This is a genomic window from Microbacterium halophytorum (genome assembly GCF_002970975.1).
GTDB lineage: Bacteria > Actinomycetota > Actinomycetes > Actinomycetales > Microbacteriaceae > Microbacterium > Microbacterium halophytorum.
The window spans coordinates 278,908-302,192 of sequence record NZ_KZ672982.1; the positions used below are offsets into that span (position 1 = coordinate 278,908).

The following is a 23,285-nucleotide window of genomic DNA, read 5'->3' on the forward strand; positions in this document are numbered from 1 at the left end:
GTCCACAGGGGTGCCGCGCCGCCCGCCGATGGTGGAGCCTGGTCGGATGAGCGCCCCCCTGATCCGGATCGACCGTCTCTCCCCCGTCGAGCTGTCCGCCGCGAGGCTCGACGGAGACGTCTTCGAGCTCGGCGGCGGCTTCATGCCGGCGGACGCGCCCGAATGCTCGTCGCTCCGGGCCGCAACGCTCGCAAGTGCGTACGGGAGCGGCTTGGTCGCCGTCGGGCTGAGCGCCGCGTGGGTGCACGGCGCCGTGCCGGGAGAGCCGCTGCCGCACCTCGCCCAGCCGCTCCCCGGTGTGCGGGCGCGCGGGCGACGGCACATCATCGGCCTGCGCGTGCGCGACCGCCCGATCGAGCAGGGCGAGGCCGTCCGCGTCGGCGGCCTGTGGGTGCTGACGCCCGAGCGCACCCTGGGAGACATCGCTCTCGCTCTCGCCGCGGCCGAGACTCCGTCGCGCGGCAGGCGGCTCGCGAGCCGGGCCGACCGGGGAGACCTCGCCGCGGCGTACGCCGCCCTCTCGAGCGACGCCGCACGCGTCGCCGCGGCCATCCGGTGGCTCGAGGACCGGACGATGTCGAACAAGCGCGGCGCCCTGAGGGCGCTGCGCCAGGTCAGGCCGACGTGACGCGGTAAACGTCGTACACGCCGTCGATGCGCCGCACGGCGTTGAGGACGCGGTCGAGGTGGACCGAGTTGCCCATCTCGAACACGTAGCGGCTGATGGCGAGGCGCTCCTTCGTCGTCGTGACGTTCGCCGACAGGATGTTGACGTGGTGCTCGCTGAGCACCCGCGTGATATCGGCGATGAGTGCCGCCCTGTCGAGCGCCTCGACCTGGATGTGCACGAGGAAGACGCTCTTGTCCGACTCGCCCCACTCGACCTCGATGAGCCGTTCCGGGTCCTTCTTCAGGGCCTGCACGTTCGTGCAGTCCGCGCGGTGCACGCTCACGCCCGAGCCGCGCGTGATGAAGCCGACGATGTCGTCACCCGGAACCGGCGTGCAGCACTTCGCGAGCTTGACGAGGATGTCGTCGTCGCCGCGCACCAGCACGCCGGACTCGTTCCCGCGCGGGCGGCGGCGCGGCGTCGCGGGGAGCTCGATCGGGCCGGTCGCGGTGTCGCTCTGGTCGAGCAGCGAGCCGACCTTCTCCAGAACCGACTGCGTCGAGACGTGCCCCTCGCCCACGGCCGCGTACAGGGCCGAGACATCGTCGTAGCGGAGCATGTGCGCCGCCTCGCCGAGCGAATCCTTCAGACGCTGCAGCGGGAGGTGGTGCCGGCGCATGGCGCGCAGCAGAGCGTCCTTGCCCTGTTCGATGGCCTCGTCGCGGCGTTCCTTCGTGAACCAGCCGCGGATCTTGTTGCGCGCCCGCGTGCTCTTGACGAAGCCCAGCCAGTCCTGGCTGGGACCGGCATCCGGGTTCTTCGACGTGAACACCTCGACGACGTCGCCGCTGCGCAGTTCGGTCTCGAGCGGCACGAGCCGGCCGTTCACCTTCGCGCCCATGGTGCGGTGGCCGATCTCGGTGTGCACGGCATAGGCGAAGTCCACCGTGGTCGCGCCAGCGGGCAGCCCGATCACGCGCCCCTTCGGGGTGAAGACGTAGACCTCCTTGGCGCCGATCTCGAACCGGAGCGAGTCGAGGAACTCCCCCGGGTCCTTCGTCTCGGCCTGCCAATCGGAGATCCGCGCCAGCCACGCCATGTCCTGGCTGGACGCGCGCTCGTCGGTCTTGCCGCCCGTGGCGTTCATCCGCTCTTTGTACTTCCAGTGCGCCGCCACGCCGTACTCGGCCTGGTGGTGCATCTCCTCCGTGCGGATCTGGATCTCGACGGTGCGGCCGCCGGGTCCGATCACGGTCGTGTGGAGGGAGCGGTACAGGTTGAACTTCGGCGTCGCGATGTAGTCCTTGAAGCGACCGGGCAGGGGCGTCCACCGGGCATGCAGGGCGCCGAGGATCGCGTAGCAGTCGCGCACCGTCTGCACGATGACGCGGATGCCGATGAGGTCGTAGATATCGTCGAAGTCGCGCCCGCGGACGACCATCTTCTGATAGACGGAGTACAGCTGCTTCGGCCGGCCGCCCACCGTGCCCCGGATGCGCAGTTGCTGCAGATCGGTGGAGACGTCGTCGATCACGCGCCGCAGGTACTGCTCCCGCTGCGGCGTGCGCTGCTTCACGAGCGCATCGATCTCGTTGTAGATCTTCGGGTAGAGGACGGCGAAGGAGAGCTCCTCCAGCTCGCTCTTGATCGCCTGGATGCCGAGGCGGTTCGCGAGCGGCGCATAGATCTCGAGGGTCTCGGTCGCCTTCTTCTTCGCCTTCTCGGGCGGGACGAAGCCCCACGTCCTGGCGTTGTGGAGGCGGTCGGCGAGCTTGATGACGAGGACGCGGATGTCCTTGCTCATCGCGACGATCATCTTGCGGACTGTCTCGGCCTGCGCACTCTCGCCGTACTTGACCTTGTCGAGCTTCGTGACGCCGTCCACGAGCAGGGCGACCTCGTCGCCGAACGTCTCGCGCAGGTCCTCGAGCGGGTAGCCGGTGTCCTCGACCGTGTCGTGCAGCAGCGCGGCGGAGATCGCGCGCGGCCCGAGCCCCAGGCCCGCCAGGATCTCGGCGACCGCGAGCGGATGCGTGATGTACGGCTCGCCGCTCTGACGCTTCTGGCCCCGGTGCTTCTGCTCGGCGACCGCGTAGGCGCGCTCGATGACCCCGAAATCGCCCCGCGGGTGGTTCTGCCGCACGATCGCGATCAGCCTGGCGACGTCGGCGTGGCGCGGCGCGCGTGAGAAGATGCGCGGCACGAGGCGGCGCAGGCTCGAACTCGTCGTCGTGTCGGTCATGCTCCGCCTCCCCCGCTGTCGCTTCGAATCATCCTACGACGCAGACGGGGGTGCCCCGGACCAGAGCCCGATGCACCCCCGCCCGCGTACGGGCCGTCAGTCGGCGCGGACGTCGGCGCGGGCGCGCGCCGCGAGCGTGCGGGCGTCCGCCTGCTTGATCGCCGGCTCGTTCTCGCGCATCATCGCGTACAGCGGCGCCGAGACGAAGAGCGTCGAGTAGGTCGCGACGAGGATGCCGACGAAGATCGACAGCGAGATGTCGCTGAGCGTGTCGGCCCCGAGCCACAGCGCGCCGATGAACAGGATGGCGGCGACCGGCAGGGCCGCCACGATCGAGGTGTTGATCGAGCGGACGAGCGTCTGGTTGACGCCGAGGTTCACCGACTCGCCGAACGTGCGGCCGGACTTCTCGCCGTCCTCCCGCGTGTTCTCCCTGATCTTGTCGAAGACGACCGTCGTGTCGTACAGCGAGTACGCCAGGATCGTCAGGAAGCCGATCACGGCGGCCGGGGAGATCTCGAAGCCCGAGAGCGAGTAGATGCCGATCGTGATGATGAGGACGTCGACGAGGCCGGCGATCGCGGCGACCGACATCTTCCACGTGCGGAAGTAGATCATCAGGATGATGAACGTCAGCGCGAGGAAGATCGCCAGGCCCCAGAGCGACTGCTGCGTCACCTGCTCGCCCCAGGACGGCCCGATGAACGAGCTCGTGATGGCGCTCGTCTCGACGCCGTAGGCGTCCGCGAGCGCCTGTGTGACGGCCTGGGTCTCGCTGTCGTCGAGCTGCGAGGTCTGCACCCGGATGTCGTCGCCGCCGATCGTCGTGACGGTGGCCGTCGCGCCCGGTACCGCCTCGGAAACGGCGTCGGAGCCGATCAGCTGATCCGTCGTCTCCGGGTCGGAGACCGTGAACTGGCTGCCGCCCGTGAACTCGATCGACCACTCGACGCCGCGCACGAACGGCATGGCCGCGGAGATCGCGATCAGCACGAGCGCGATCGTGAACCACAGCTTCCGCTTGGCGACGAACGGGAACGAGGTCTTGCCTGTGTAGAGGTCGTTGCCGAGCTCATTCAACGAGCGCATCAGCGGTCGCCCTCCTTGTTCGTGCCTGCGCCCTGCATGGCGGCGGCCTCCGCCTCGGCCTGCTTGCGCTCGGCGATGGTCTGACGCCGCGCCGCTTCGCCGCGCGACTTCTGGACGCTGGACGAAGCGCCGACCGGCTTGCGGAACTGCGCGCGGCCGCGGTACACCGCCCCGAGGCCCTGCGGATCGAGGCCGGAGAGCTTGTGCCCGCCGCCGAAGAACCGGGTGCGGGAGAGCAGCTCCATCACGGGGTGCGTGAACATCACGAAGATCAGGATGTCGAGCGCCGTGGTGATGCCGAGCGTGAACGCGAAGCCCTTCACCGTCGCGTCGGCCAGGATGTAGAGCACGACGGCGGCCAGGATGTTGATCGACTTCGAGATGTAGATCGTCCGCTTGGCACGGTCCCAGCCGTCTTCGACGGCCACCGTCACGGCCTTGCCGTCGCGCAGTTCGTCCCTGATGCGTTCGAAGTAGACGATGAACGAGTCGGCCGTGAACCCGATCGTGACGATCAGACCCGCGACGCCGGCGAGCGAGAGCCGGTAGCCGAGGCGCCACGAGAGCAGGCACAGCAGCAGGTAGGTCAGCACACCCATCACGATGAGCGACGCGATGATGACGGTGCCGAGGAGCCGGTACTGGATCAGCACGTATACGGCGACGAGGCCGAGGCCGATCAGACCGGCGATCAGGCCGATCATGAGCTGCTGCTCGCCGAGGGTCGCGGAGATGGTGTCGCTGGAGACGACCTCGAAGCTCAGCGGCAGGGCGCCGAACTTCAGCTGGTCCGCGAGCGTCTGCGCGCTCTCCTGGTCGAACGTTCCCGAGATCGAGGGGCGGCCGTCGGTGATGACCGCGTTCATCTCGGGCGCCGAGATCACGACGCCGTCGAGGACGAACGAGAACTGCGTCTGACCCGAGACAGCGGTCGGCATGCCGTACTGGGCCATGTCGGGCGCCTGCTGGCTCTGGGCCGCGTAGAGGCGCTTGCTGACGTCGGAGAACACGTCGGTGCCCTCATCGTCGAAGCGGAGGTACACCTCCCACTGCCCGTTGTTCGGGTTCTGGCCCGACGAGGCATCCGTGAGGGAATCGCCCGTGAGGTCGACGGGCCCGAGCAGGTACTTGACCTGGTTCGTCGGGTCGCAGGCGATCATCGCCTTGTCGTCCGCGGCCTCCGCCGGGTTCTGATCGGGGGCGGTGCAGTCGTACGCGTTGAAGCGCGCCGCGTCGGCCTCCGAGACCTGGTTCGGGTCGTTCGGCGCCGTCGGCTCGGCGGCCGGCGTCGTCGGCAGGTCGGGGTCGGGCGACGGGAACTCGGTCGACTCCCCGTCCTCGCCGACGTAGCTCGTCGCGGCGCCCGTCGACGCGATCACCTCGCGGAGCTCGAGCTGCGCGCTCGACTCGATGCGGTTGCGCGTCTCCTCATCGATCTCGCCCGGCATCTCCACGACGACGTTGCGCCCGCCCTGCGTCGTGACGGACGCTTCGGAGACGCCGGAGGCGTCGACGCGCTGCCGGATGATCTCGACGGCCTGCTCCATCTGCTCGGCAGAGGGGTCGGCCCCCTCGGTCTGCGCCTCGAGGATGATCTGCGTGCCTCCCTGGAGGTCGAGCGCGAGCTCGGGCGTCCACGAGGACTCCTTGAAGCCCCAGACGCCGAGCGCGTTGGCACCGAAGAGGACGGCGGTCAGGACGAGGAGCCCTGTCAGGGCGCGCCAGGCACGGCGCACGGGAGTAGTCGGAGCCACGGAGAGGCCTTACTGAGTGGAGTGCGGAAAGTGCGGGGCTGGTTACTTCTTGTCGTCGTCGTCGGAGCCGGGGAGCTTCTCGACGCCCTCGCCGTTCACAGTGTAGGTGCCCTGCTCGTGCTCCACCTCGACCGTTCCGTCCGTGTCCTCCGCTTCGGCGTCCTCGACCGACTCGGCCGCGGGCGGCTCGGGAGCGATGTCGATCGACTGCGCGTGCATGTCGACGACGACGCCGTCGGCGATCTCGACGCGCGCCGGCGTGTTGAGGTCGGCGGGGTCGAACTCGACGAGCGTGCCGAAGACGCCGGCGCGCGACATCACGCGCGCACCCGGGACCATCTTCGTCTGGCGCTCCTCCTCGGCCTCGCGGCGCTTCTTGGCCTGCTTCCGGCTGTTGAAGACCATGAAGATCAGCATGGCGCCGAGCAGGACGAGGAGCATCAGGGACATGGGGTCCATAGGGGTACAGCGCCTTTCACAGGGGTTCGAGTGCGAGCGCCGGGACCGGCGCTGGTCGCGTTCGCGCCGCAGGTGCGGCGCAGAGTCTGACCGAAATCATAGTTCATCGAGCTTAAGGGCCTCCTGGGCGCGGGGGGCCCCCACGCCCAGGTGCTCGTACGCCTCCGGCATGGCGATCCTGCCGCGCGGGGTGCGGCCCATGAAGCCGATCCGCACGAGGTACGGCTCGACGACGCTCTCGACGGTGTCGGCCTCCTCGCCGACCGTGACCGCCAGGGTGCTCAGGCCCACGGGGCCTCCGCGGAACCGCCTGACGAGCGCGTCGAGCACGGCGCGGTCGAGCCTGTCGAGCCCGATCGCGTCGACGTCGTAGAGCTCGAGCGCCGCCCTGACGTCGATGAGCCCCGGCGCGCTGCCCGCGTGCTCGACGAGCGCGTAGTCCCGCACCCTGCGCAGCAGGCGGTTCGCGATGCGGGGCGTTCCGCGCGAGCGGCGCGCGATCTCGGAGCGCTCGGCGGCGCCGAGGTCGACGCCGAGCACGTCCGAAGACCGGCCGATGACCCGCTCGAGCTCCTCGGGGTCGTAGTACTCGAGGTGCGCCGTGAAGCCGAATCGGTCGCGGAGCGGGTTCGGCAGGAGACCCGACCGCGTCGTCGCCCCGACGAGCGTGAACGGGGCGAGCTCGAGCGGGATGCTCGTCGCGCCGGCGCCCTTGCCGACCATGATGTCGATCCGGTAGTCCTCCATCGCGAGGTACAGCATCTCCTCCGCGGAGCGCGCCATCCGGTGGATCTCGTCGATGAACAGCACCTCGCCGGGTTGCAGGCTCGACAGCAGCGCCGCGAGGTCGCCCGCATGCTGGATCGCCGGACCCGACGACATCCGCAGCGGAGCGCCGCACTCGTGCGCGACGATCATCGCGAGCGTCGTCTTGCCGAGCCCCGGCGGGCCGGCGAGAAGGATGTGATCGGCCGCACGCTCCTGGATCTTCGCCGCGCTCAGCAGCAGCTGCAGCTGGGCGCGCACCTTCTGCTGGCCGACGAACTCCTCGAGGCTGGCCGGGCGCAGCGCCCCCTCGATCGCCAGCTCCGAGTCGTCCTGCGCCCGCGGGCTCGTCGCTTCGTCGCTCATGCGCCTCCCTTGGCGGGCCCGAGCGCGGCCAGGGTGAGGCGCAGCAGCGACTGCACCGACCCGCGATCGGCGTCGCTCGCGGACGCGGCGGCGCGTTCGACTGCCTCGGCCGCGGTGCGCTCCGGCCAACCGAGGCCGGCCACGGCCTGCGTGACCTGCGCCACGACGGCGCCGCCCTGGGCGGGTGCCGCGGGCGCCGGCGCCGCGGAGACCCCGTCGAGCTTGCCCTGCAGCTGCAGGGCGATCATCTTGGCCGTCTTGGGCCCGATGCCGCTGACCTTGCGGAACGGCTTGTCGTCCTCCGCCGCGACCGCTTCGGCGATCCGGTCGATCGTGAGCGTCGACAGGACGCCGAGAGCCGACTTCGGGCCGACCCCGGAGACGCCGATCAGGATGCCGAACACGTCGAGCTCGTCGCGGGAGGCGAAACCGAACAGCGTCAGGGAATCCTCGCGCACGACGAGCGAGGTGTGCAGGGCGAGCTCCTGGCCCTCTCGTGCCGTGCGTGCGACATCGGGCGGTACGAGGATGGAGAAGCCGACGCCCGAGACATCGATCACGACCGAGTCCGCGCCGGCGTGCAGCACGGGGCCGCGCAGGAAGGAGATCATTCCCCCAGCCTATGCGGCACCCCCGACGTCCGAGCGCTTCCCCCGCCCGGCCGGAGCCGGCCGGCTCCGGTGCCGGGCGGGGGCCCTGTGCGGCCCCGACTGCGGGCCGACGCGCCGGACGAATCGCCCCGCCGCTCCCTCGGCGCTACGCTTGTCGCTCACGAAATTCATCCGGAGTTCTGCACGTCGAGCTTCTACGCAGCAAGGGCAGAACATATGCGGAATCGACCCGGCGCCGTCTTCTGGGCGGCCATCGCCCTCATCGTCGCCTTCGTGGCCTGGGCCGCTCTGTGGCCGGCGAACCTCTCGGCCGTCATGACGGCCGCGTCCAACTGGTCGGCCGCGAACATCGGCTGGGCGTACCTCGTGGTGACGACCGGCTGCATCGTCCTGATGCTGTATCTCGGCATCGGCCGCTTCGGCCGCATCCGGCTCGGCGAGGACACCGACCGTCCGCAGTACAACCGCTGGGCGTGGATCGCCATGATCCTGGGCGCCGTTATGGGCGTCGGGCTGATCAGCTACGGCGCCGCGGAGCCGATGTCGCACTTCATGGTGCCGCCGCACGGCCTTGCCGAGCCGGAGACGATCGAGGCGGCCGTCACGGCGATGCAGTTCTCGTACTTCGACTGGGGCCCGAACGCCTGGGCTCTGTTCGGCGTCTTCGGGCTCGCGATCGCGTACTCGACGCACCGACGCGGCAACTCCGGCCTCGTGTCGCCCATGCTGCGCCCCGTGCTCGGGAAGTCGATGGACGGCCCGCTCGGGAAGGCCGTCGATGTGTTCACGGTGCTCGCGACCCTGTTCGGCACGACGACGTCGCTCGGCCTCGGCGCCGCGCAGGTCGCCGAGGGCGCCAACAGCCTGTTCGGCGTCCCGACCGACGTCTTCGTGCAGGTCGTCGTCATCGCCGGCATCACGCTGGTCTTCACCCTCTCCGCGCTGTCGGGCATCGGCCGCGGCATCAAGTGGGTCAGCCAGATCACCATGATCGGGGCGGCGATCCTCGGCGTCTACGTGATGATCATGGGGCCGACGAGCTTCATCTCGAACCTGTACTTCCGCTCGTTCGGCCAGTTCATCAGCGACTTCCCGATGGTCGCCCTGCTGACGCCGTCGACACCGGACGACCTCGCGTGGATGCAGTGGTGGACGTACTTCATGATGGCCTGGTGGCTGAGCTGGGGCGCGTTCGTCGGCATCTTCCTCGCCGCGATCTCGAAGGGCCGCACCATCCGGGAGTTCGTCGCGGTCGTCATGGGCGTGCCGACCGTGGTCTTCTCCCTGTGGTTCACGATCTTCGGCGGCACGGCGATCAGCTTCGACATGTTCAAGGGCACCGAGATCGGCGCGGCGACGCTCGAGAACACGAACGTGACGTTCTTCGCCGTGCTCGGGGAGCTGCCGCTGCCCGCCATCACGTCGGCGCTCACCCTGATCCTGATCGTGCTGTACTTCGTCACGGGTGCCGACTCGAACACGTACGTGCTGAGCCTGCTGTCGTCGCGGGGCACGCTGAACCCGTCGAGATCCGTCCTCAGCATCTGGGGCCTGCTCACCGGCGTCTGCGCCATCGTGCTGCTCGTGCTCGGCGGCCTTCAGGCCCTGCAGCAGGCGGCCATCCTGTCGGCCGTGCCCTTCACCGTGATCGTGACGCTGCTGGCCGCTTCGCTCGTGAAGGAGCTGCGCGCCGACGCGCGGTTCGCGGGAACGCACGCCGTCGCGCGGGAGGCGCGTGAGGCGGAGCTGACGACGTAGGGCGCGCGCCGGCGTCGGGCCCCTTCGCGCTACCGGCGGGCTCCCGCGCGCCGCGCGCGCTTCTCCGCTTCCACCCATGCCCGCTGGGCGGGCGTCGTGGCGCCGTCGGCCGATGCGGCACCGCCCATGCCGGTGCCGGGGCCGCCTCCCCCTCGCCACGCGTGGCAGAGCGCGATCGCGACGGCGTCGGCCGCGTCGGCCGGCTTGGGGGGCTCGTCGAGCCGCAGGACCCGCGCGACCATGTGCTGCACCTGCGCCTTGTCGGCGTTCCCGTATCCGGTGATCGCCGCCTTCACCTCGCTGGGCGTATGCATCGCCGCCGGAATGCCGTGCTCCGCCGCGAGCATCAGCGCGACTCCGGATGCCTGCGCCGTCCCCATCACCGTCTGGAGGTTGTGCTGTGCGAACACGCGCTCGACGGCGAGGACGGCGGGGTCGTAGGTCTCGAGCGCCGACCGGATGCCGGCGCCGATCGCGCGGAGGCGCTCCGCGACGGGGGCATCGACCGCCGATCGCACGACGCCGACGTGCACGAGGGTCGCCGTCCGGTCGGGCGCCACGTCGACCACGCCGACGCCGCAGCGGGTGAGCCCCGGGTCGATGCCGATCACGCGCGTGGATGCCACGGCCTCAGCCTACGCGCCGCGGACGCGGAAGAGCGCCCGGCCCCTCGGCGCCCGCTGGGGCCGATGTGGGGCGCGGGCGCTCTTCGCCGCGATCAGTCGTCGTCGCCGTCGGAGAGCTCCGCCTCGACCTCGGCGGAGATGTCGATGTTCGTGTAGATGTTCTGCACGTCGTCGCTGTCCTCGAGCGCGTCGATCAGCTTGAACACCTTGCGGGCGGTGTCGGCGTCGGCCGGCACCTTGACGTTCGCCACGAACTCGGCGTCGGCCGACTCGTAGTCGATGCCTGCGTCCACGAGGGCCGTGCGCACGGCCACCATGTCGGTCGCCTCCGAGATGACCTCGAAGCCCTTCGGGTGGGCCTCGACCTCCTGCGCGCCCGCCTCGAGCGCCGCCATCATGACGTCGTCCTCCGTCGTGCCCTCGGCGCTCGCGACGATGACGCCCTTGCGCTCGAAGTTGAACGAAACGCTGCCGGGGTCGGCCATGTTGCCGCCGTTGCGCGTGACGATCGTGCGGACCTCGCTCGCGGCGCGGTTCTTGTTGTCGGTGAGGCACTCGATCAGCATCGCGACGCCGCCGGCCGCGTAGGCCTCGTACATGATCGTCATGTACTCGACGGCGTCGCCGCCGATGCCGGCGCCGCGCTTGATGGCGCGGTCGATGTTGTCGTTCGGGACCGAGGTCTTCTTCGCCTTCTGCACGGCGTCGTACAGCGTCGGGTTACCCGCCATGTCGGCGCCGCCGGCGCGGGCCGCGACCTCGATGTTCTTGATCAGCTTGGCGAACGACTTCGCACGCTTGGCGTCGATCGCCGCCTTCTTGTGCTTGGTGGTCGCCCACTTGGAGTGTCCGGACATATGTCTCCTCGTACGTCATCGGCCGCGGGGCGCGCGGCGTTCGCACGCGCGGGCCTCTCCCCATCTTACGGGCAGGCGCCGCATGCCCCGCGCGGGCGGGCGATCAGCCCGATACCGCAGCGGGTCGCCTGGCCCACACGCGCAGCAGGAGCACGCCGAGCACGGAGATCACCGCGAGCCCCGCGACGTAGAACGTCGTCGAGAGCTGCGAGATCTCCTCGAGCTGCGCGGTCGGGAGCTGGCCGTACTGCAGCGCATCGCGAGCGCTGCCCGTGAGGGCGACCGCGATGAGCGCGGCGATGAACGACATCGAGTCCCACAGCGCGTGCAGCACCACGACCGCGAGGAACGCGAGCACCATCGGCCATCCGGGTGCGTACCCCGTCTGCGGCGCGCCCTTCGCCTGCGCCTTCGCCGCGACCGCGAAGATCGCCGCTCCGAGGATCGCCGTCCAGAGCACGTGACCGACCGGCGTCAGCACGGCGCGCACCGCCTCGGTCTCGAGCATCGAGATGAGGTCGATGCCGCGACGCGTGAGGCCCGCGTTGAAGGCGTAGCCCGCCGATTCGAACGCGGCGAAGCCGGCACCGACGGTGGCCCCGAGGAGCGCCCCCTGGTAGCCGTTCTTCGGCACGATGCGCCAGCCGACGACGATGAAGACGACCGCCTTGACGAGCTCTTCGCAGAAGCCGACGCCGAAGTAGACGTACCAGCTCGGCTCGAGGTGCACCTCGAGGATCGAAGCGCCGAGCACGCCGAAGATGCCGCCGACGAAGAACGCCATCATCAGGCTGACGGCGTCGAGCCGGCCGACCGCGCGCTCGGCGGCGAACAGGACCACGGCGAACGGCACCAGGAAGCTGCCGAGCAGGATGACCGTCGGTACGAGGTTGGTGTTCCCCGTCACGAGCGTGACGTACGCAGTGATGAGCCACAGCGCCGCACCGCCGATCAGCGTCTTCCACCACCACCCCTTGTGCTTCGTCGCAGAGGGTGTGCGCTGGCTGTTCTGGGTCATCTCGTCCTGCTCATCTCTCGGGCGCGCGGGAATCGTCGCTCGCGGGCGCGCACCTGCGATTCAACCGCGATCCGCACTCGGCCGGGGCCGCGGCTCACCCGGAACCGGCGATGCCCCGCGGCAGATCCGGGCGCGCGACGGCATGAACGGCATCGGTCATTGTCCTGTGCCAAAAATGGCATGATCGAGGGATGCAGGTGCTCTCGATCCAATCGGCCGTCGCGTACGGCCACGCAGGAAACTCGGCCGCCGTCTTCCCGATGCAGCGCATCGGCGTGGAGGTGCTGCCGGTTTACACGGTGAACTTCTCGAACCACACGGGCTATGGGGCGTGGCGCGGGCCCGTGATGGACCCGGCCGACGTCGCGGAGGTGATCACGGGCGTCTCCGAGCGCGGCGCCTTCGGCACGCTCGACGCCGTCCTGAGCGGCTACCAGGGCTCGGAGGGCATCGCCGATGTCATCATCGACGCGGTCGCGCGCGTCAAGGCGGCGAACCCGAAGGCGCTGTACGCCTGCGATCCCGTGATGGGCAACGCGAAGTCCGGCTGCTTCGTCGCCCCCGCGATCCCCGATCTGCTTCGCGACAAGGTCGTGCCGGTCGCCGACATCATCACGCCGAACCAGTTCGAGCTCGGATTCCTGACGGGGACCTCGCCCGACACGATCGAGTCGACTCTGGCCTCGGCCGATGCGGCTCGCGCGATGGGGCCGTCGACCGTGCTCGTCACGAGCGTCGAGCGACCGGACCGCGACGAGGGGACGATCGAGATGATGGTCGTCTCGGACGCCGGAGCCTGGGTCGTCACGACCCCGCACCTGCCCATGAAGGCGAACGGGTCCGGCGACGTGACCGCAGCGCTCTTCACGAGCCACTTCGTCCGCACGGGCGACGCCGCGGATGCGCTCGCGCGCACGGCCTCCAGCGTCTTCGGGGTCCTGGAGCTGACGCACGCGGCCGGATCGAGCGAGCTCCGGCTGATCGAGGCCCAGGAGCACTACGCGAACCCGCGCATGGAGTTCGAGCCGCGCCGGGTGCGCTGACGGGGCCCTCGCACGACCGGCTATCGCGCCGCGGCGCGCACACGGTCGAGGAAGCGCGCATGGAAGCGGGACTCCCCCGTGTGCTCCGGGTGGAACGCCGTCGCGAGCAGCGGGCCCCGTTCGACCGCGATGGCCATTCCGCGCACGGTGGCGAGCACCGTCACGTTGGGGCCCGCCTCGACGGCGGCGGGCGCCCGGATGAATGCCGCGCGCACAGGCGCCCCGCCGAGCGCGGCGACGTCGACGTCGGCCTCGAACGAATCGGCCTGCCGCCCGAAGGCGTTGCGCCGAACGGTCGCATCGATGCCGCCGAACGTCCGCTGCCCCGCAGCACCGCCGTCGATCCGGTCGGCGAGCAGGATCATGCCGGCGCAGGTGCCGAAGACGGGGAGCCCGCCCGCGATCGCCGCGACGATCGGCCCGCGCACGCCGAGCACGCGCGCGAGCCGATCGATCGCCGTGGACTCCCCGCCAGGGAGCACGAGGCCGTCGACTCGCGAGAGGTCGTCCGGCGACTTCACCGCGACCGCCGCGGCGCCGAGCGACTCCAGCATCGCAGCGTGCTCGCGCACGTTCCCCTGGAGCGCGAGCACGCCGACGCGCGGCCTCACCACCCGCGCTCGGCGAGCCGGTGCGGAGCGGGCAGGTCGGCAACGCTGATGCCGACCATCGCCTCGCCGAGCCCGCGGGAGGCCTCGGCGATCGCGGCTGGGTCGTCGTACTGCGTCGTCGCCCGCACGATCGCCCGCGCTCGGGCGGCGGGGTCGCCCGAGCGGAAGATGCCGGAACCCACGAACACCCCGTCCGCGCCGAGCTGCATCATCATCGCGGCATCGGCCGGCGTCGCGACGCCGCCCGCCGTGAACAGGACGACGGGCAGCCTCTCCGTCCTGGCGACCTCGACGACCAGCTCGTACGGCGCCTGCAGCTCCTTCGCCGCGACGTAGAGCTCGTCGTCGCTCTTCGCCGCGAGCCCGCGGATCTCCCCCGTGATCTGCCGGATGTGGCGCGTCGCCTCCGACACGTCGCCCGTGCCCGCCTCGCCCTTCGATCGGATCATCGCGGCACCCTCCGTGATGCGCCGCAGGGCCTCGCCGAGGCCCGTCGCGCCGCACACGAACGGCACGTCGAACCCGCGCTTGTCGATGTGGTTGGCGTAGTCGGCCGGCGAGAGGACCTCCGACTCGTCGATGTAGTCGACGCCGAGCGCCTGCAGCACCTGCGCCTCGACGAAGTGGCCGATGCGCGCCTTCGCCATGACGGGGATCGACACGGCATCGATGATGCCGTCGATCAGGTCGGGATCGCTCGCCCTGGCGACGCCTCCCTGCGCGCGGATGTCGGCGGGCACGCGCTCGAGCGCCATCACGGCGACGGCCCCCGCGTCCTCCGCGATCTTCGCCTGGTCGGCCGTGACGACGTCCATGATGACGCCGCCGACGAGCATGTCGGCGAGGCCGCGCTTGACGAGCGGCGTTCCGGTCTGGGCAATGGTCATGATGCTCCTCGGGTCGAGTTACGGCATAGGCCAAACATTGGCCTATGCCAAACTGTATCGCGTCGACTGGGTAGGCTCGATCCTGATGTCACTTCGAGAAGCGAGGGTGTCCGGATGACCGGCACGGGAGCCGTCGAGCCCGCCGGAGCCCCCGCCGGCCCGCGCGAAGCCGACGGCGCGGCGGAGATCGCCGGCACGAGCGCCGCCGAGATCGCGGGCAGCGTGCGGTCGCTCATCGAGCGCGGCCGCCTCGGCGCGGGCGACGCGCTCCCCCCTGTCCGCACGCTCGCCGACCGGCTCGGCGTCAACCGGAACACCGCGACTGCCGCCTACCGCCAGCTCCGCGACGCCGGGCTCGTGGTCGCCTCTGGCCGCGGCGGCACGCGCGTGGCGGCGCCGACGGAGGTGGCGCGCGAGGGGTTCGCGTCCCCGGCGGCCGACCTGTGCGACGTCGGCAACGGCAATCCCGATCCGGCCCTGATCCCGTCACCGGAGGATGCGCTGGGGGCGGTTCTCGGGCGCCCTGTACTGTACGGCGCGCCCGTGATCGACCCGGATCTTGCGGCCTGGGCGCGCGACTGGCTCTCCGCCGACCTCGCCGCCGCGGACATCCGGATCAGCGTCACGAACGGCGCCGCCGACGCCCTGGAGCGCCTGCTGAGCGGCTCCCTCTCGCGCGGCGACGCCGTCGCGATCGAGGATCCAGGGTTCCTGACCGGCATCCACACCATCCGGGTCGGCGGTTTCGAGGCCGTCGGAGTCGCCGTGGACGACGAGGGCCTGACGCCGGGAGGCCTGCGCGCGGCGCTCGAGGCCGGCGCCCGCGCCGTGATCTGCACGCCGCGGGCGCAGAACCCGACGGGGGCCTCCGTGTCGCACGAACGCGCCAGGGCGCTGCGGGCCGTGCTGGCCGACTACCCGTACGCCCTCGTGATCGAGGACGACCACTTCTCACTCCTGTCGCGACGGCCGTTCCGATCGATCGTTCCGGCGGGACACCGCCGCTTCGCGCTCGTCCGCAGCGTGTCGAAGTTCCTCGGCCCCGACATGAGTCTCGCGCTCGTCGCGAGCGACCCGCACACGGCCGAACGCCTCGGCCTGCGACTCCGCCCCGGCACCGCCTGGGTCAGCCACTTGCTGCAGCGGCTCTCCCTCGCCCTGCTCACGGACCACGAGGCGCTGGCGGACGTCGAGCGCGCCGGCGAGCACTACGCCGCCCGGAATCGCGCCTTCTGCGACCGCCTCGCCGAGCACGGCATCGTGTGCGAACCGGGCGACGGCCTCAATGTCTGGGTGCCCGTGCGCGAGCCGTCGGTCGAGACCGCGGCCCGCCTCCGCGAGGCCGGCTGGCTCGTCCGCGCCGGCGACGACTTCCGCTCGGGCGATGCACCCCCGGCGGGGCGGTCGACCGCGGCGAGCACGTCGGCCTCGGACGCCGCAGCGAATGGCGCCGCCCTCGTCGGTCACATCCGGGTGACGGCCCATCTGCTGAACGACACGGACCAGACCGCCCTGGCCGCAGCGATCGCCGGCTGACCCGAGAGACCCGGATCAGGCCGGCCAGACGTCGACGAGCGCCTGGCGGACCTCGCCGAGGAACTGCGGCAGCGCCTTGGTGCGGCCGATGATCGGGAAGAAGTTGGCGTCGCTGGACCACCGCGGCACGATGTGCTGGTGCAGGTGCTCCTCGACGCCCGCGCCGGCGACCTCGCCCTGGTTCATGCCGATGTTGAAGCCGTCGCAGTTCGACGCCTTCCGCAGGGCACCCATCGCCACCCGCGTCAGGTGGGCGATCTCGGCGACCTCGTGGTCGTCGGCCTCGTCGTAGAGCCCGACGTGGCGGTACGGGCAGACCAGCAGGTGACCGGAGTTGTACGGGAACAGGTTCAGCAGCACGAACGCGTGCTCGCCGCGATGCACGATGAGGCCGTCCTCGTCGCTCTTGCCCGGCGCCGCGCAGAACGGGCAGCCGTTCCCCCGGTTCACGTCGGCTCCCGCCTGGATGTACGCCATCCGGTGCGGCGTCCAGAGCCTTTGGAACGCGTCGGGCACGCCGCCGTGGTCGCTCGCCGGCTCGAGCCGCGCGAACTCCGCGCGGGCGGCGCCGCGCGCGTCGGGTGCACCGGCGGTCGGGTCGCCCGTGCCGCCGGAGCCGGTTCCCGCGCCGTCCGTCACGCGGTCTCCAGCACCGCGTCGGCGTCGGTGAGCACGAGCTTCCTCTGATCGATGAGGCCGCTCATCAGCGCGACGGCCTCGTCGACCGGTACGCCGTTGCGCTGCGAGCCGTCGCGGAAGCGGAACGACACGGTGCCCGCCGAGCGGTCCTGCTCGCCCGCGATCATGATCACCGGCACCTTGTGCGTCGTGTGCGTGCGGATCTTCTTGGGCATCCGGTCGTCCGAATGGTCCACCTCGACGCGCACGCCCGCCGCGCGGAACTTCGCGGCCGCCTCGTTCAGGTAGTCGCCGTACTCGTCCGCGACCGGCACGCCCATGACCTGCACGGGCGCGAGCCACAGTGGGAAGTCGCCGGCGTAGTGCTCGAGGAGGATCGCGAAGAAGCGCTCGATCGAGCCGAACAGCGCCCTGTGGATCATGATCGGGCGCTTCTTGGAGCCGTCGGCAGCCGTGTACTCGAGGTCGAAGCGCTCCGGCAGGTTCGGGTCGACCTGCACCGTCGACAGCTGCCACACGCGACCGAGCGCATCGCGCGTCTTCAGGTCGATCTTCGGGCCGTAGAACGCGGCCTCGCCCGGCACCTCCGTGAGCTTCAGCCCGCTCGCGACCGCGACGTTGCGGAGCGCGTTCGTCGAGTCGTCCCAGAACTCGTCGGAGCCGATCCACTTCGACTTCTCGTCGTCGCGCATCGACAGCTCGAGCTCGAAGTCGTTCAGGCCGAAGTCCCGCAGCATCGAGATGATGAACTCGAGGACCTTGGTCACCTCGGCCTCGAGCTGCTCGTGCGTCACGAAGAGGTGCGAGTCGTCCTGGGTGAAGCCGCGCACGCGCGTGAGCCCGTGCAGCGCGCCCGAGAGCTCGTTGCGGTAGACCGTGCCGTTCTCGGCGAACCGCAGCGGCAGGTCCCGATAGCTGCGCGCGCGCTCCTTGTAGATCAGGATGTGCATCGGGCAGTTCATGGGCTTCAGGTAGTAGTCGGAGCCCTGCTTGGTGATACTTCCGTCGTCGTCGCGCTCCTCGTCCATCCGGATCGGCGGCCAGATGCCCTCGGCGTAGGTCGTGAGGTGCCCTGAGACGTTGAAGAGATCGCTCTTCGCGATGTGGGGCGTATAGACGTACGTGTAGCCGCCCTCGATGTGGCGACGGCGGGCGTGCTGCTCCATCTCACCCCGGATGACGCCGCCGCGCGGGTGCCAGACCGACAGCCCCGAGCCGATCTCGTCGGGGAACGAGAACAGGTCGAGCTCGCGGCCGAGCTTGCGGTGGTCGCGCTTGGCCGCCTCGGCCAGGCGGTCCTTGTAGGCGACGAGCTCGTCCTTCGTCGGCCATGCCGTGCCGTAGATGCGCTGGAGCTGCGGGTTCTTCTCGCTGCCGCGCCAGTAGGCTCCCGCGACGCGGAGCAGGTCCCAGCCGTTGCCGAGCATGCGGGTCGTCGGCACGTGCGGGCCGCGGCAGAGATCCCCCCACTTCGTCTCGCCCGACTTCGGGTCGACGTTGTCGTAGATCGTCAGCTCACCGGCGCCGACCTCGACGTTCGCGCCCTCGGCCGCCTCCTTGGAGCCGCCCTTGAGGCCGATCAGCTCCACCTTGAACGGCTCGTGCGCGAGCTCGGCGAGGCCCTCGTCGTCGGTGATGGAGCGGCGCACGAAGCGCTGCCCCTCCTTGACGATGCGCTGCATCTCCTTCTTGATGGCCTTCAGGTCATCGGGGGTGAACGGATCGTCGACCTGGAAGTCGTAGTAGAAGCCGTCGGTGATGAACGGGCCGATGCCGAGCTTGGCGGCGGGGCGGAGCCGCTGCACCGCCTGCGCGAGCACGTGCGCCGTCGAGTGGCGGAGGATGTTCAGACCGTCCTCGCTGTCGATCGTGACCGGCTCGGTCGCCTCCGTGCCCGTGAGCTCCGTCGCGAGGTCCTTCAGCGTGCCGTCGACGCGCATCGCGACGACGTTCTTCTCGGGGAAAAGATCGAATCCTGTGGTCACCAGACGATTCTACGAGCCGAGCGGCCCTCGCGACGAACCGAGGCTCAGTCGGCGGTGTCGCCCGGCAGCGTGCGGCCGAAGAGCGCCGCCGTCTCGCGGGCCGACGGATTGCCGGCATCGAGGTCGGCGCCCGCTTCGATGAGCATCTCGATCACGTCGTCGTAGCCGCGGAACACGGCGGCCGACACCGGGGCCTGCCCCCTGTCGTTGAGCGCGTTGACGTCTGCGTCGCGATCGACGAGCCCCTCGACGAGGTCGGCATGGCCGTTCGCGGCCGCGACCATGAGGAGCGTGTCGCCGAGGGAGTTCGTGAGGTCGGCGTTCACGCCCTGATCGACGTATCCCAGCAGCAGGTCGTCGCCGTCGCGGGCGAGGTCGAACATTCGGTTGCCGAACTGTACGACCTCGTCTGGCAGCTCATCCGTCATGGATCCCATCGTAGGAGGAGATCGCCCCCGATCCGGTGCTGACACGGTGCGCGCGCGGGCGTAATCTGAGCCGCAGACGGGCATCCGGCCCGCACGCGGAGCAGGAGGAGCGAGACGTATGGACGCGATGATGATGGAGCAGGCCTCGGCCGGCATGAAGATGGCGGGCATGGAGCAGTTGGACATGGCCACGATGCAGGCGTGCATGGACGCGTGTTCGGCCGCGGAGCAGGCGTGCACGATCTGCGCGGCTCAGGGCATGGACTGTGCCGCGACGTGCATGAGCTGCGCCGACATGTGCAACACGACGATGCGCGCCATGATGCGGATGCAGGGCATGACGCCCGCGTCGATGATGTCGATGCTCGATGCCTGCATGGCGATGTGCCAGGCGTGCGTCGATGAGTGCACGAACATGGACGACGCGGTGTGCCGGATGTGTGCTCAGGCCTGCCGCGCGTGCATGGACGCGTGCATGGAGATGAAGAGCGCCATGATGGCGGCGGCATAGGCCGCGTCCCGGCCGCCCGCGCTCTGCGGGCCCGGATTCAGTGCGCGTCGACCAGCGGCGCGACGCTGTACTGCGCACGCCCGATCGCGAGCACGTCGTAGTCGAGGTGCAGCGCGACGGGCGCGCCCTCGACCGCCTCGAGGAGCGCTCCGCCCGCCTGCCAGACGGTCCGGGCCTCGCCGTCGAGCGTGCGCAGAGCGATCGTGTGCGCCTCGTCGTCGACGCGTTCGACGATCGCGTCCGCCCAGCGAGTCGCGGTAGCCGAGGCGATGCGCGCCTGGATGAGGTGCAGCGCGTGGCCGGGAGCATAAGAGGAGCAGGCCTGCCCGTGAGAGCACATGCAGACCGCACGCTCCGTCACCTCGGCGGGTGAGAGGCGGGTCAGCGGCGTGTTCACGGGGTCTCCTGTCGATCGGTACCCCCGAGGCTACGCGGCCGTTCGGTCGCCGTCGATTCGGCCCGAAACACTCCGCAACACGCAGAAGAACCCCCGGCGCTGCGCCGGGGGTTCTCGATGGAGCGGATGACGAGACTCGAACTCGCGACCCTCACCTTGGCAAGGTGATGCGCTACCAACTGCGCTACATCCGCATGTGACGACGAAGCCCCGGCTGCCCGGGGCTCGAGTCGTGCGCGATACTGGGATCGAACCAGTGACCTCTTCCGTGTCAGGGAAGCGCGCTACCGCTGCGCCAATCGCGCCTGTGAAGGCTGTTCAGTTTTTCAAGGAGTGGAGGTGGCGACGGGATTCGAACCCGTGTAAACGGCTTTGCAGGCCGGTGCCTAGCCTCTCGGCCACGCCACCGCGGGGGTCGAATTACCCGCATGCCGAATCCTCGCGAAGAGGATGCCCGACACTCGAGCGGATGACGAGACTCGAACTCGCGACCCTCACCTTGGCAAGGTGATGCGCTACCAACTGCGCTACATCCGCATTGTCCGCCCGGCTCGTTCCCTTGCCGGCGACTCATAGAACTATACGCACTCGCGCGCGCTTCACCAAACCGACACCCGATCCCGGGCGCGCCGTGCCCGGCGACGGTGCGCGCCACCGCCCCAGGAAGGCGCGATGGCCAGCGGTGGTGCATTCAGGCGCATGGAGGAGCATGATGGACTGCGAGGCGCGGACGAGAGGGACCCCGATGAGCAACGAAGAGCGCGACCCGAGCGTGCAGGTGCTGGAGCCCGGCGAACCATGCACCGACGTGGAGATCCTGTCGCCGCGCGAGGTGCCGCTCGGCGGCCCCCGGGCGATGTCGGTATGGCGCACGCTCCCCCAGCGCCGCCGCTCCCTCATCGGCGCATGGTGCTTCGTCGACGCCTACGGGCCCGACGACGTCTCGGCGACCGGCGGCATGTTCGTGCCGCGGCACCCGCACACGGGGCTCGCGACCGTGTCGTGGCTGTTCGCGGGCGAGATCGACCACCTCGACTCCGGCGGGAACGCCGCATCCGTGCGCCCCGGCGAGCTCAACCTCATGATCGCCGGCCGCGGCATCACTCACCAGGAGATCTCGACGCCCGATACCCGCGCGCTGCACGGGGTGCAGCTCTGGTACGCGCTGCCCGAGGAGACGCGGTTCAGCGAGAACCAGTTCGCGCACTTCTCACCGGAGCCCGTCTCGGCCGGCCCCGGGGTCACGGCGCGGGTCTTCATCGGCTCGCTCGCCGGCGCGTCGTCGCCGGTCGAGACGCGCACCCCCGACCTCCTCGGCGCAGAACTCGTCCTGGCGCCCGGCAGCTCCGCACGCCTGACCGTCCGCGCCGATTTCGAGCACGGCCTGCTCGCTGAGACCGGAGACATCCGGGTCAACGGCACGACAACAGCGCACCGCGAGCTCGCGTACGTGCCGACGGGCGCCGATGCCCTCGATCTCTCCGCCGGCCCGTCCGGAGCGCGGGTCGTGCTGCTCGGCGGCGTGCCCCTCGGCGAGCAGATCGTGATGTGGTGGAACTTCGTGGGGCGCGGCCACGACGAGATCGCCGAGTTCCGCCGCCGCTATCAGGCCGAGCTGGGCTTCGAGCCCGCGCACCCGGATGACGCAGAGAAGCGGCCGCTGTTCGGCGACTTCCCCGAGGGCCAGCCGGCGCCGCTGCCCGCGCCCGCACTGCCGAACGCGCAGCTCCGGCCGCGGGGATGAGGCGCCGGATGCGATCTCAGGCGCGCGACGAGTCGCTCCGGAGCGACGTCATTCGCTGTCACGGTCGCGCACGAACGCGCCGAACCCGGGGATCGTGAACCGCATCTTGCCGTGCCCCGCCGCCTCGATGATCCCCTTCGTGATGAGGGATCGCCGCGGAACGCTGAGCTCATCGGACGTCACGCCGAGGCGGTCAGCGAGATCGCGGCGATGGACGACCGGCTCGTCGATCTCGGCCATCGCGCGCAGGAACGCGCGCTCGGCCGGGGATGCGACGTCCCATCTGGTGTGGAACATCGTCGAGACCCGCTGCTCGAATGCCGCGGCGCTCGCAACGACGTGCTCGGCCGTGATCCGCCCGTCGCGCTCGGGCCGGGCGGCCTCCCACACGGCCGATCCGACGATCTGGAGCGCCTGCGGATATCCGGCGGCACTCTCCACCGCGTTGATGACCGCGTCCGGTTCCCAACGGACGCCGAGTTGAGCAGCGGGCTCTGTGAGCGCTTCCTGACTGGTGCGCTCGTCGAACTCGGCCAGGATGATCTCGTGCGCGCGCTCACCGAAGGTCGCGGCGCGCGTCAACAGCCCCATCGTCTGCGGCAGACCAGCTCCGATCACGGCGAGCGGGAAGCGCTCGCGCTGCGCATCCATGTTCTGAATCACGTTCAGAAGGAGCGCGATCTCGTACTGCGCCTCCGGGTCCGCGGTCGAATCGCGGGCGGAACGGGGCTCCACCGGGGCATGCAGCTCGTCGATCAGCACCAACAGCCCCGCACCGCCGCGCTCCCTCACCGCGTTCGACGCGGTCTCGAAGAACGCTTCGACGACGTACTGGCTGAGCGGAGGCGCATCCGTCGTGCTCTGCGGCTCGAACTTCGCACCGACCCGGCCCACGCCGAAATGGAGCTGGACCTCATACTCCTTGATGCGGCTCCTGGTCCGCGGCTCGGCGAGGACATCAGCGCGTTCGAGAGCGCCCGTCACGCTCTGGAGCACGTCGCGCAGGATCGGCCGGCGCTTGACGCCGGAGACCCACGCGACGACGAAACCGTCAGCGGCGGCCTGGTCCGCGACGTCTCGGAGCAGCGAGGTCTTGCCGAGGCCGCGCGGGCCCGTCACGACGAGAAGCGGCCCTGCCATCTCGCCGAATGCGATCACGCGCGCCAGTCGGTCACGAAGCTGCGCACGCTCGGCGTCGCGCCCGACGAACACGCGAGGTCGACCACCGGGTGTGTACGGATTGGGTTGCATAGGTGAACTTTATGCCGTTTTATGTTTCGCCGAAACATAAACACCGGTTGCGCCTCAGAGCTCCAGGCTTCGCTCCGCGAAGCGAACCGCGTACGCCG

General features: G+C 70.2%; 22 protein-coding genes and 4 tRNA genes. 6 read left to right on the forward strand and 20 right to left on the reverse strand.

Going from position 1 to position 23,285, the window contains the following annotated elements:
• Positions 1–46 precede the first annotated feature (46 nt).
• Entirely contained in the window at positions 47–628 is a 582-nt protein-coding gene (locus tag C0010_RS01305) for a hypothetical protein (protein WP_105565252.1), read from the forward strand.
• Here the strand turns inward: C0010_RS01305 and C0010_RS01310 are convergent.
• From C0010_RS01310 to ruvA, 6 genes are all read right to left on the reverse strand, one after another.
• Entirely contained in the window at positions 615–2,852 is a 2,238-nt protein-coding gene (locus C0010_RS01310; RefSeq protein WP_105565253.1) for a RelA/SpoT family protein, read from the reverse strand. The two genes, C0010_RS01305 and C0010_RS01310, sit on opposite strands and share 14 nt — an antisense overlap.
• Positions 2,853–2,948: 96 nt before the next feature.
• Complete coding sequence (gene secF / locus C0010_RS01315; RefSeq protein ID WP_105565254.1) at positions 2,949–3,941, reverse strand: protein translocase subunit SecF; 993 nt, start codon at positions 3,939–3,941, stop codon at positions 2,949–2,951.
• Positions 3,941–5,695: a protein translocase subunit SecD gene (secD, locus tag C0010_RS01320; protein WP_105565255.1), complete on the reverse strand. Its 1,755-nt coding sequence runs from the start codon at positions 5,693–5,695 to the stop codon at positions 3,941–3,943. The genes secF and secD overlap by 1 nt, the downstream gene beginning before the upstream one ends.
• Before the next feature lie 42 nt (positions 5,696–5,737).
• Positions 5,738–6,154, reverse strand: coding sequence for a preprotein translocase subunit YajC (locus C0010_RS01325; RefSeq protein ID WP_105565256.1), 417 nt, complete (start codon positions 6,152–6,154; stop codon positions 5,738–5,740).
• Positions 6,155–6,250: 96 nt separating this feature from the next.
• Complete coding sequence (gene ruvB / locus C0010_RS01330; protein ID WP_105565257.1) at positions 6,251–7,285, reverse strand: Holliday junction branch migration DNA helicase RuvB; 1,035 nt, start codon at positions 7,283–7,285, stop codon at positions 6,251–6,253.
• The gene (gene ruvA, locus C0010_RS01335) at positions 7,282–7,896 is read right to left on the reverse strand and encodes a Holliday junction branch migration protein RuvA (RefSeq protein WP_105565258.1); all 615 of its coding nucleotides are present in this window, start codon (positions 7,894–7,896) and stop codon (positions 7,282–7,284) included. The genes ruvB and ruvA overlap by 4 nt, the downstream gene beginning before the upstream one ends.
• A 216-nt stretch (positions 7,897–8,112) precedes the next feature.
• On the opposite strand from ruvA, the gene C0010_RS01340 reads away from it, so the two are divergent.
• Positions 8,113–9,654 (forward strand): BCCT family transporter, encoded by a 1,542-nt coding sequence (locus C0010_RS01340; protein ID WP_105565259.1) that lies wholly within the window; start codon positions 8,113–8,115, stop codon positions 9,652–9,654.
• Positions 9,655–9,683: 29 nt separating this feature from the next.
• On the opposite strand, the gene ruvC is transcribed toward C0010_RS01340, so the two are convergent.
• The 3 genes from ruvC to C0010_RS01355 all read right to left on the reverse strand — a co-directional run bounded on the left by ruvC (position 9,684) and on the right by C0010_RS01355 (position 12,155).
• Positions 9,684–10,280 carry a crossover junction endodeoxyribonuclease RuvC gene (gene ruvC / locus C0010_RS01345; protein ID WP_232531661.1) on the reverse strand — a complete coding sequence of 199 codons (597 nt, stop codon included), beginning with the start codon at positions 10,278–10,280 and terminating at the stop codon, positions 9,684–9,686.
• Positions 10,281–10,372: 92 nt separating this feature from the next.
• On the reverse strand, positions 10,373–11,137 hold the full coding sequence (locus C0010_RS01350) for a YebC/PmpR family DNA-binding transcriptional regulator (RefSeq protein ID WP_105565260.1): 765 nt from the start codon (positions 11,135–11,137) through the stop codon (positions 10,373–10,375).
• 103 nt (positions 11,138–11,240) lie between these two features.
• Positions 11,241–12,155 carry a PrsW family intramembrane metalloprotease gene (locus tag C0010_RS01355; protein ID WP_105565261.1) on the reverse strand — a complete coding sequence of 305 codons (915 nt, stop codon included), beginning with the start codon at positions 12,153–12,155 and terminating at the stop codon, positions 11,241–11,243.
• A gap of 191 nt (positions 12,156–12,346) precedes the next feature.
• Here C0010_RS01355 and pdxY point away from each other — a divergent pair, with 191 nt between their 5' ends.
• Positions 12,347–13,198, forward strand: coding sequence for a pyridoxal kinase PdxY (gene pdxY / locus C0010_RS01360; protein WP_105565262.1), 852 nt, complete (start codon positions 12,347–12,349; stop codon positions 13,196–13,198).
• 20 nt (positions 13,199–13,218) lie between these two features.
• Here the strand turns inward: pdxY and pdxT are convergent, their stop codons facing one another.
• A complete protein-coding gene (gene pdxT / locus C0010_RS01365; protein ID WP_232531692.1) occupies positions 13,219–13,752 on the reverse strand; it encodes a pyridoxal 5'-phosphate synthase glutaminase subunit PdxT in 534 nt (177 codons plus the stop codon).
• 53 nt (positions 13,753–13,805) lie between these two features.
• Positions 13,806–14,696, reverse strand: coding sequence for a pyridoxal 5'-phosphate synthase lyase subunit PdxS (gene pdxS / locus C0010_RS01370; RefSeq protein WP_105565263.1), 891 nt, complete (start codon positions 14,694–14,696; stop codon positions 13,806–13,808).
• Positions 14,697–14,810: 114 nt separating this feature from the next.
• Between pdxS and C0010_RS01375 the strand changes: the two genes are divergently transcribed.
• Complete coding sequence (locus C0010_RS01375; RefSeq protein ID WP_105565264.1) at positions 14,811–16,232, forward strand: aminotransferase class I/II-fold pyridoxal phosphate-dependent enzyme; 1,422 nt, start codon at positions 14,811–14,813, stop codon at positions 16,230–16,232.
• Between the two features lie 15 nt (positions 16,233–16,247).
• Here C0010_RS01375 and C0010_RS01380 read toward each other — a convergent pair whose 3' ends face one another.
• The 3 genes from C0010_RS01380 to C0010_RS01390 form a co-directional block, all read right to left on the reverse strand.
• Complete coding sequence (locus C0010_RS01380) at positions 16,248–16,871, reverse strand: HIT family protein (protein WP_408631061.1); 624 nt, start codon at positions 16,869–16,871, stop codon at positions 16,248–16,250.
• Complete coding sequence (gene thrS, locus C0010_RS01385) at positions 16,868–18,811, reverse strand: threonine--tRNA ligase (protein ID WP_105565545.1); 1,944 nt, start codon at positions 18,809–18,811, stop codon at positions 16,868–16,870. Before thrS ends, C0010_RS01380 begins: the two co-directional genes overlap by 4 nt.
• Positions 18,812–18,900: 89 nt before the next feature.
• The gene (locus C0010_RS01390) at positions 18,901–19,284 is read right to left on the reverse strand and encodes an ankyrin repeat domain-containing protein (RefSeq protein ID WP_105565265.1); all 384 of its coding nucleotides are present in this window, start codon (positions 19,282–19,284) and stop codon (positions 18,901–18,903) included.
• A gap of 118 nt (positions 19,285–19,402) precedes the next feature.
• On the opposite strand from C0010_RS01390, the gene C0010_RS01395 reads away from it, so the two are divergent.
• Entirely contained in the window at positions 19,403–19,795 is a 393-nt protein-coding gene (locus C0010_RS01395) for a hypothetical protein (protein ID WP_105565266.1), read from the forward strand.
• Between the two features lie 37 nt (positions 19,796–19,832).
• Here the strand turns inward: C0010_RS01395 and C0010_RS01400 are convergent, their stop codons facing one another.
• The 5 genes from C0010_RS01400 to C0010_RS01420 all read right to left on the reverse strand — a co-directional run bounded on the left by C0010_RS01400 (position 19,833) and on the right by C0010_RS01420 (position 20,729).
• Positions 19,833–20,192 carry a hypothetical protein gene (locus C0010_RS01400; RefSeq protein WP_105565267.1) on the reverse strand — a complete coding sequence of 120 codons (360 nt, stop codon included), beginning with the start codon at positions 20,190–20,192 and terminating at the stop codon, positions 19,833–19,835.
• 118 nt (positions 20,193–20,310) lie between these two features.
• Positions 20,311–20,386: transfer RNA gene (locus C0010_RS01405), tRNA-Gly, on the reverse strand.
• 39 nt (positions 20,387–20,425) lie between these two features.
• Positions 20,426–20,497 (reverse strand) — tRNA-Val (locus tag C0010_RS01410).
• 29 nt (positions 20,498–20,526) lie between these two features.
• Positions 20,527–20,600, reverse strand: a tRNA-Cys gene (locus tag C0010_RS01415).
• Positions 20,601–20,656: 56 nt separating this feature from the next.
• Positions 20,657–20,729 (reverse strand) — tRNA-Gly (locus C0010_RS01420).
• Between the two features lie 208 nt (positions 20,730–20,937).
• On the opposite strand from C0010_RS01420, the gene C0010_RS01425 reads away from it, so the two are divergent.
• Complete coding sequence (locus C0010_RS01425) at positions 20,938–21,936, forward strand: pirin family protein (protein WP_105565268.1); 999 nt, start codon at positions 20,938–20,940, stop codon at positions 21,934–21,936.
• Between the two features lie 48 nt (positions 21,937–21,984).
• Here C0010_RS01425 and C0010_RS01430 read toward each other — a convergent pair whose 3' ends face one another.
• Positions 21,985–23,187 carry an ATP-binding protein gene (locus tag C0010_RS01430; protein ID WP_105565269.1) on the reverse strand — a complete coding sequence of 401 codons (1,203 nt, stop codon included), beginning with the start codon at positions 23,185–23,187 and terminating at the stop codon, positions 21,985–21,987.
• Between the last annotated feature and the right edge of the window lie 98 nt (positions 23,188–23,285).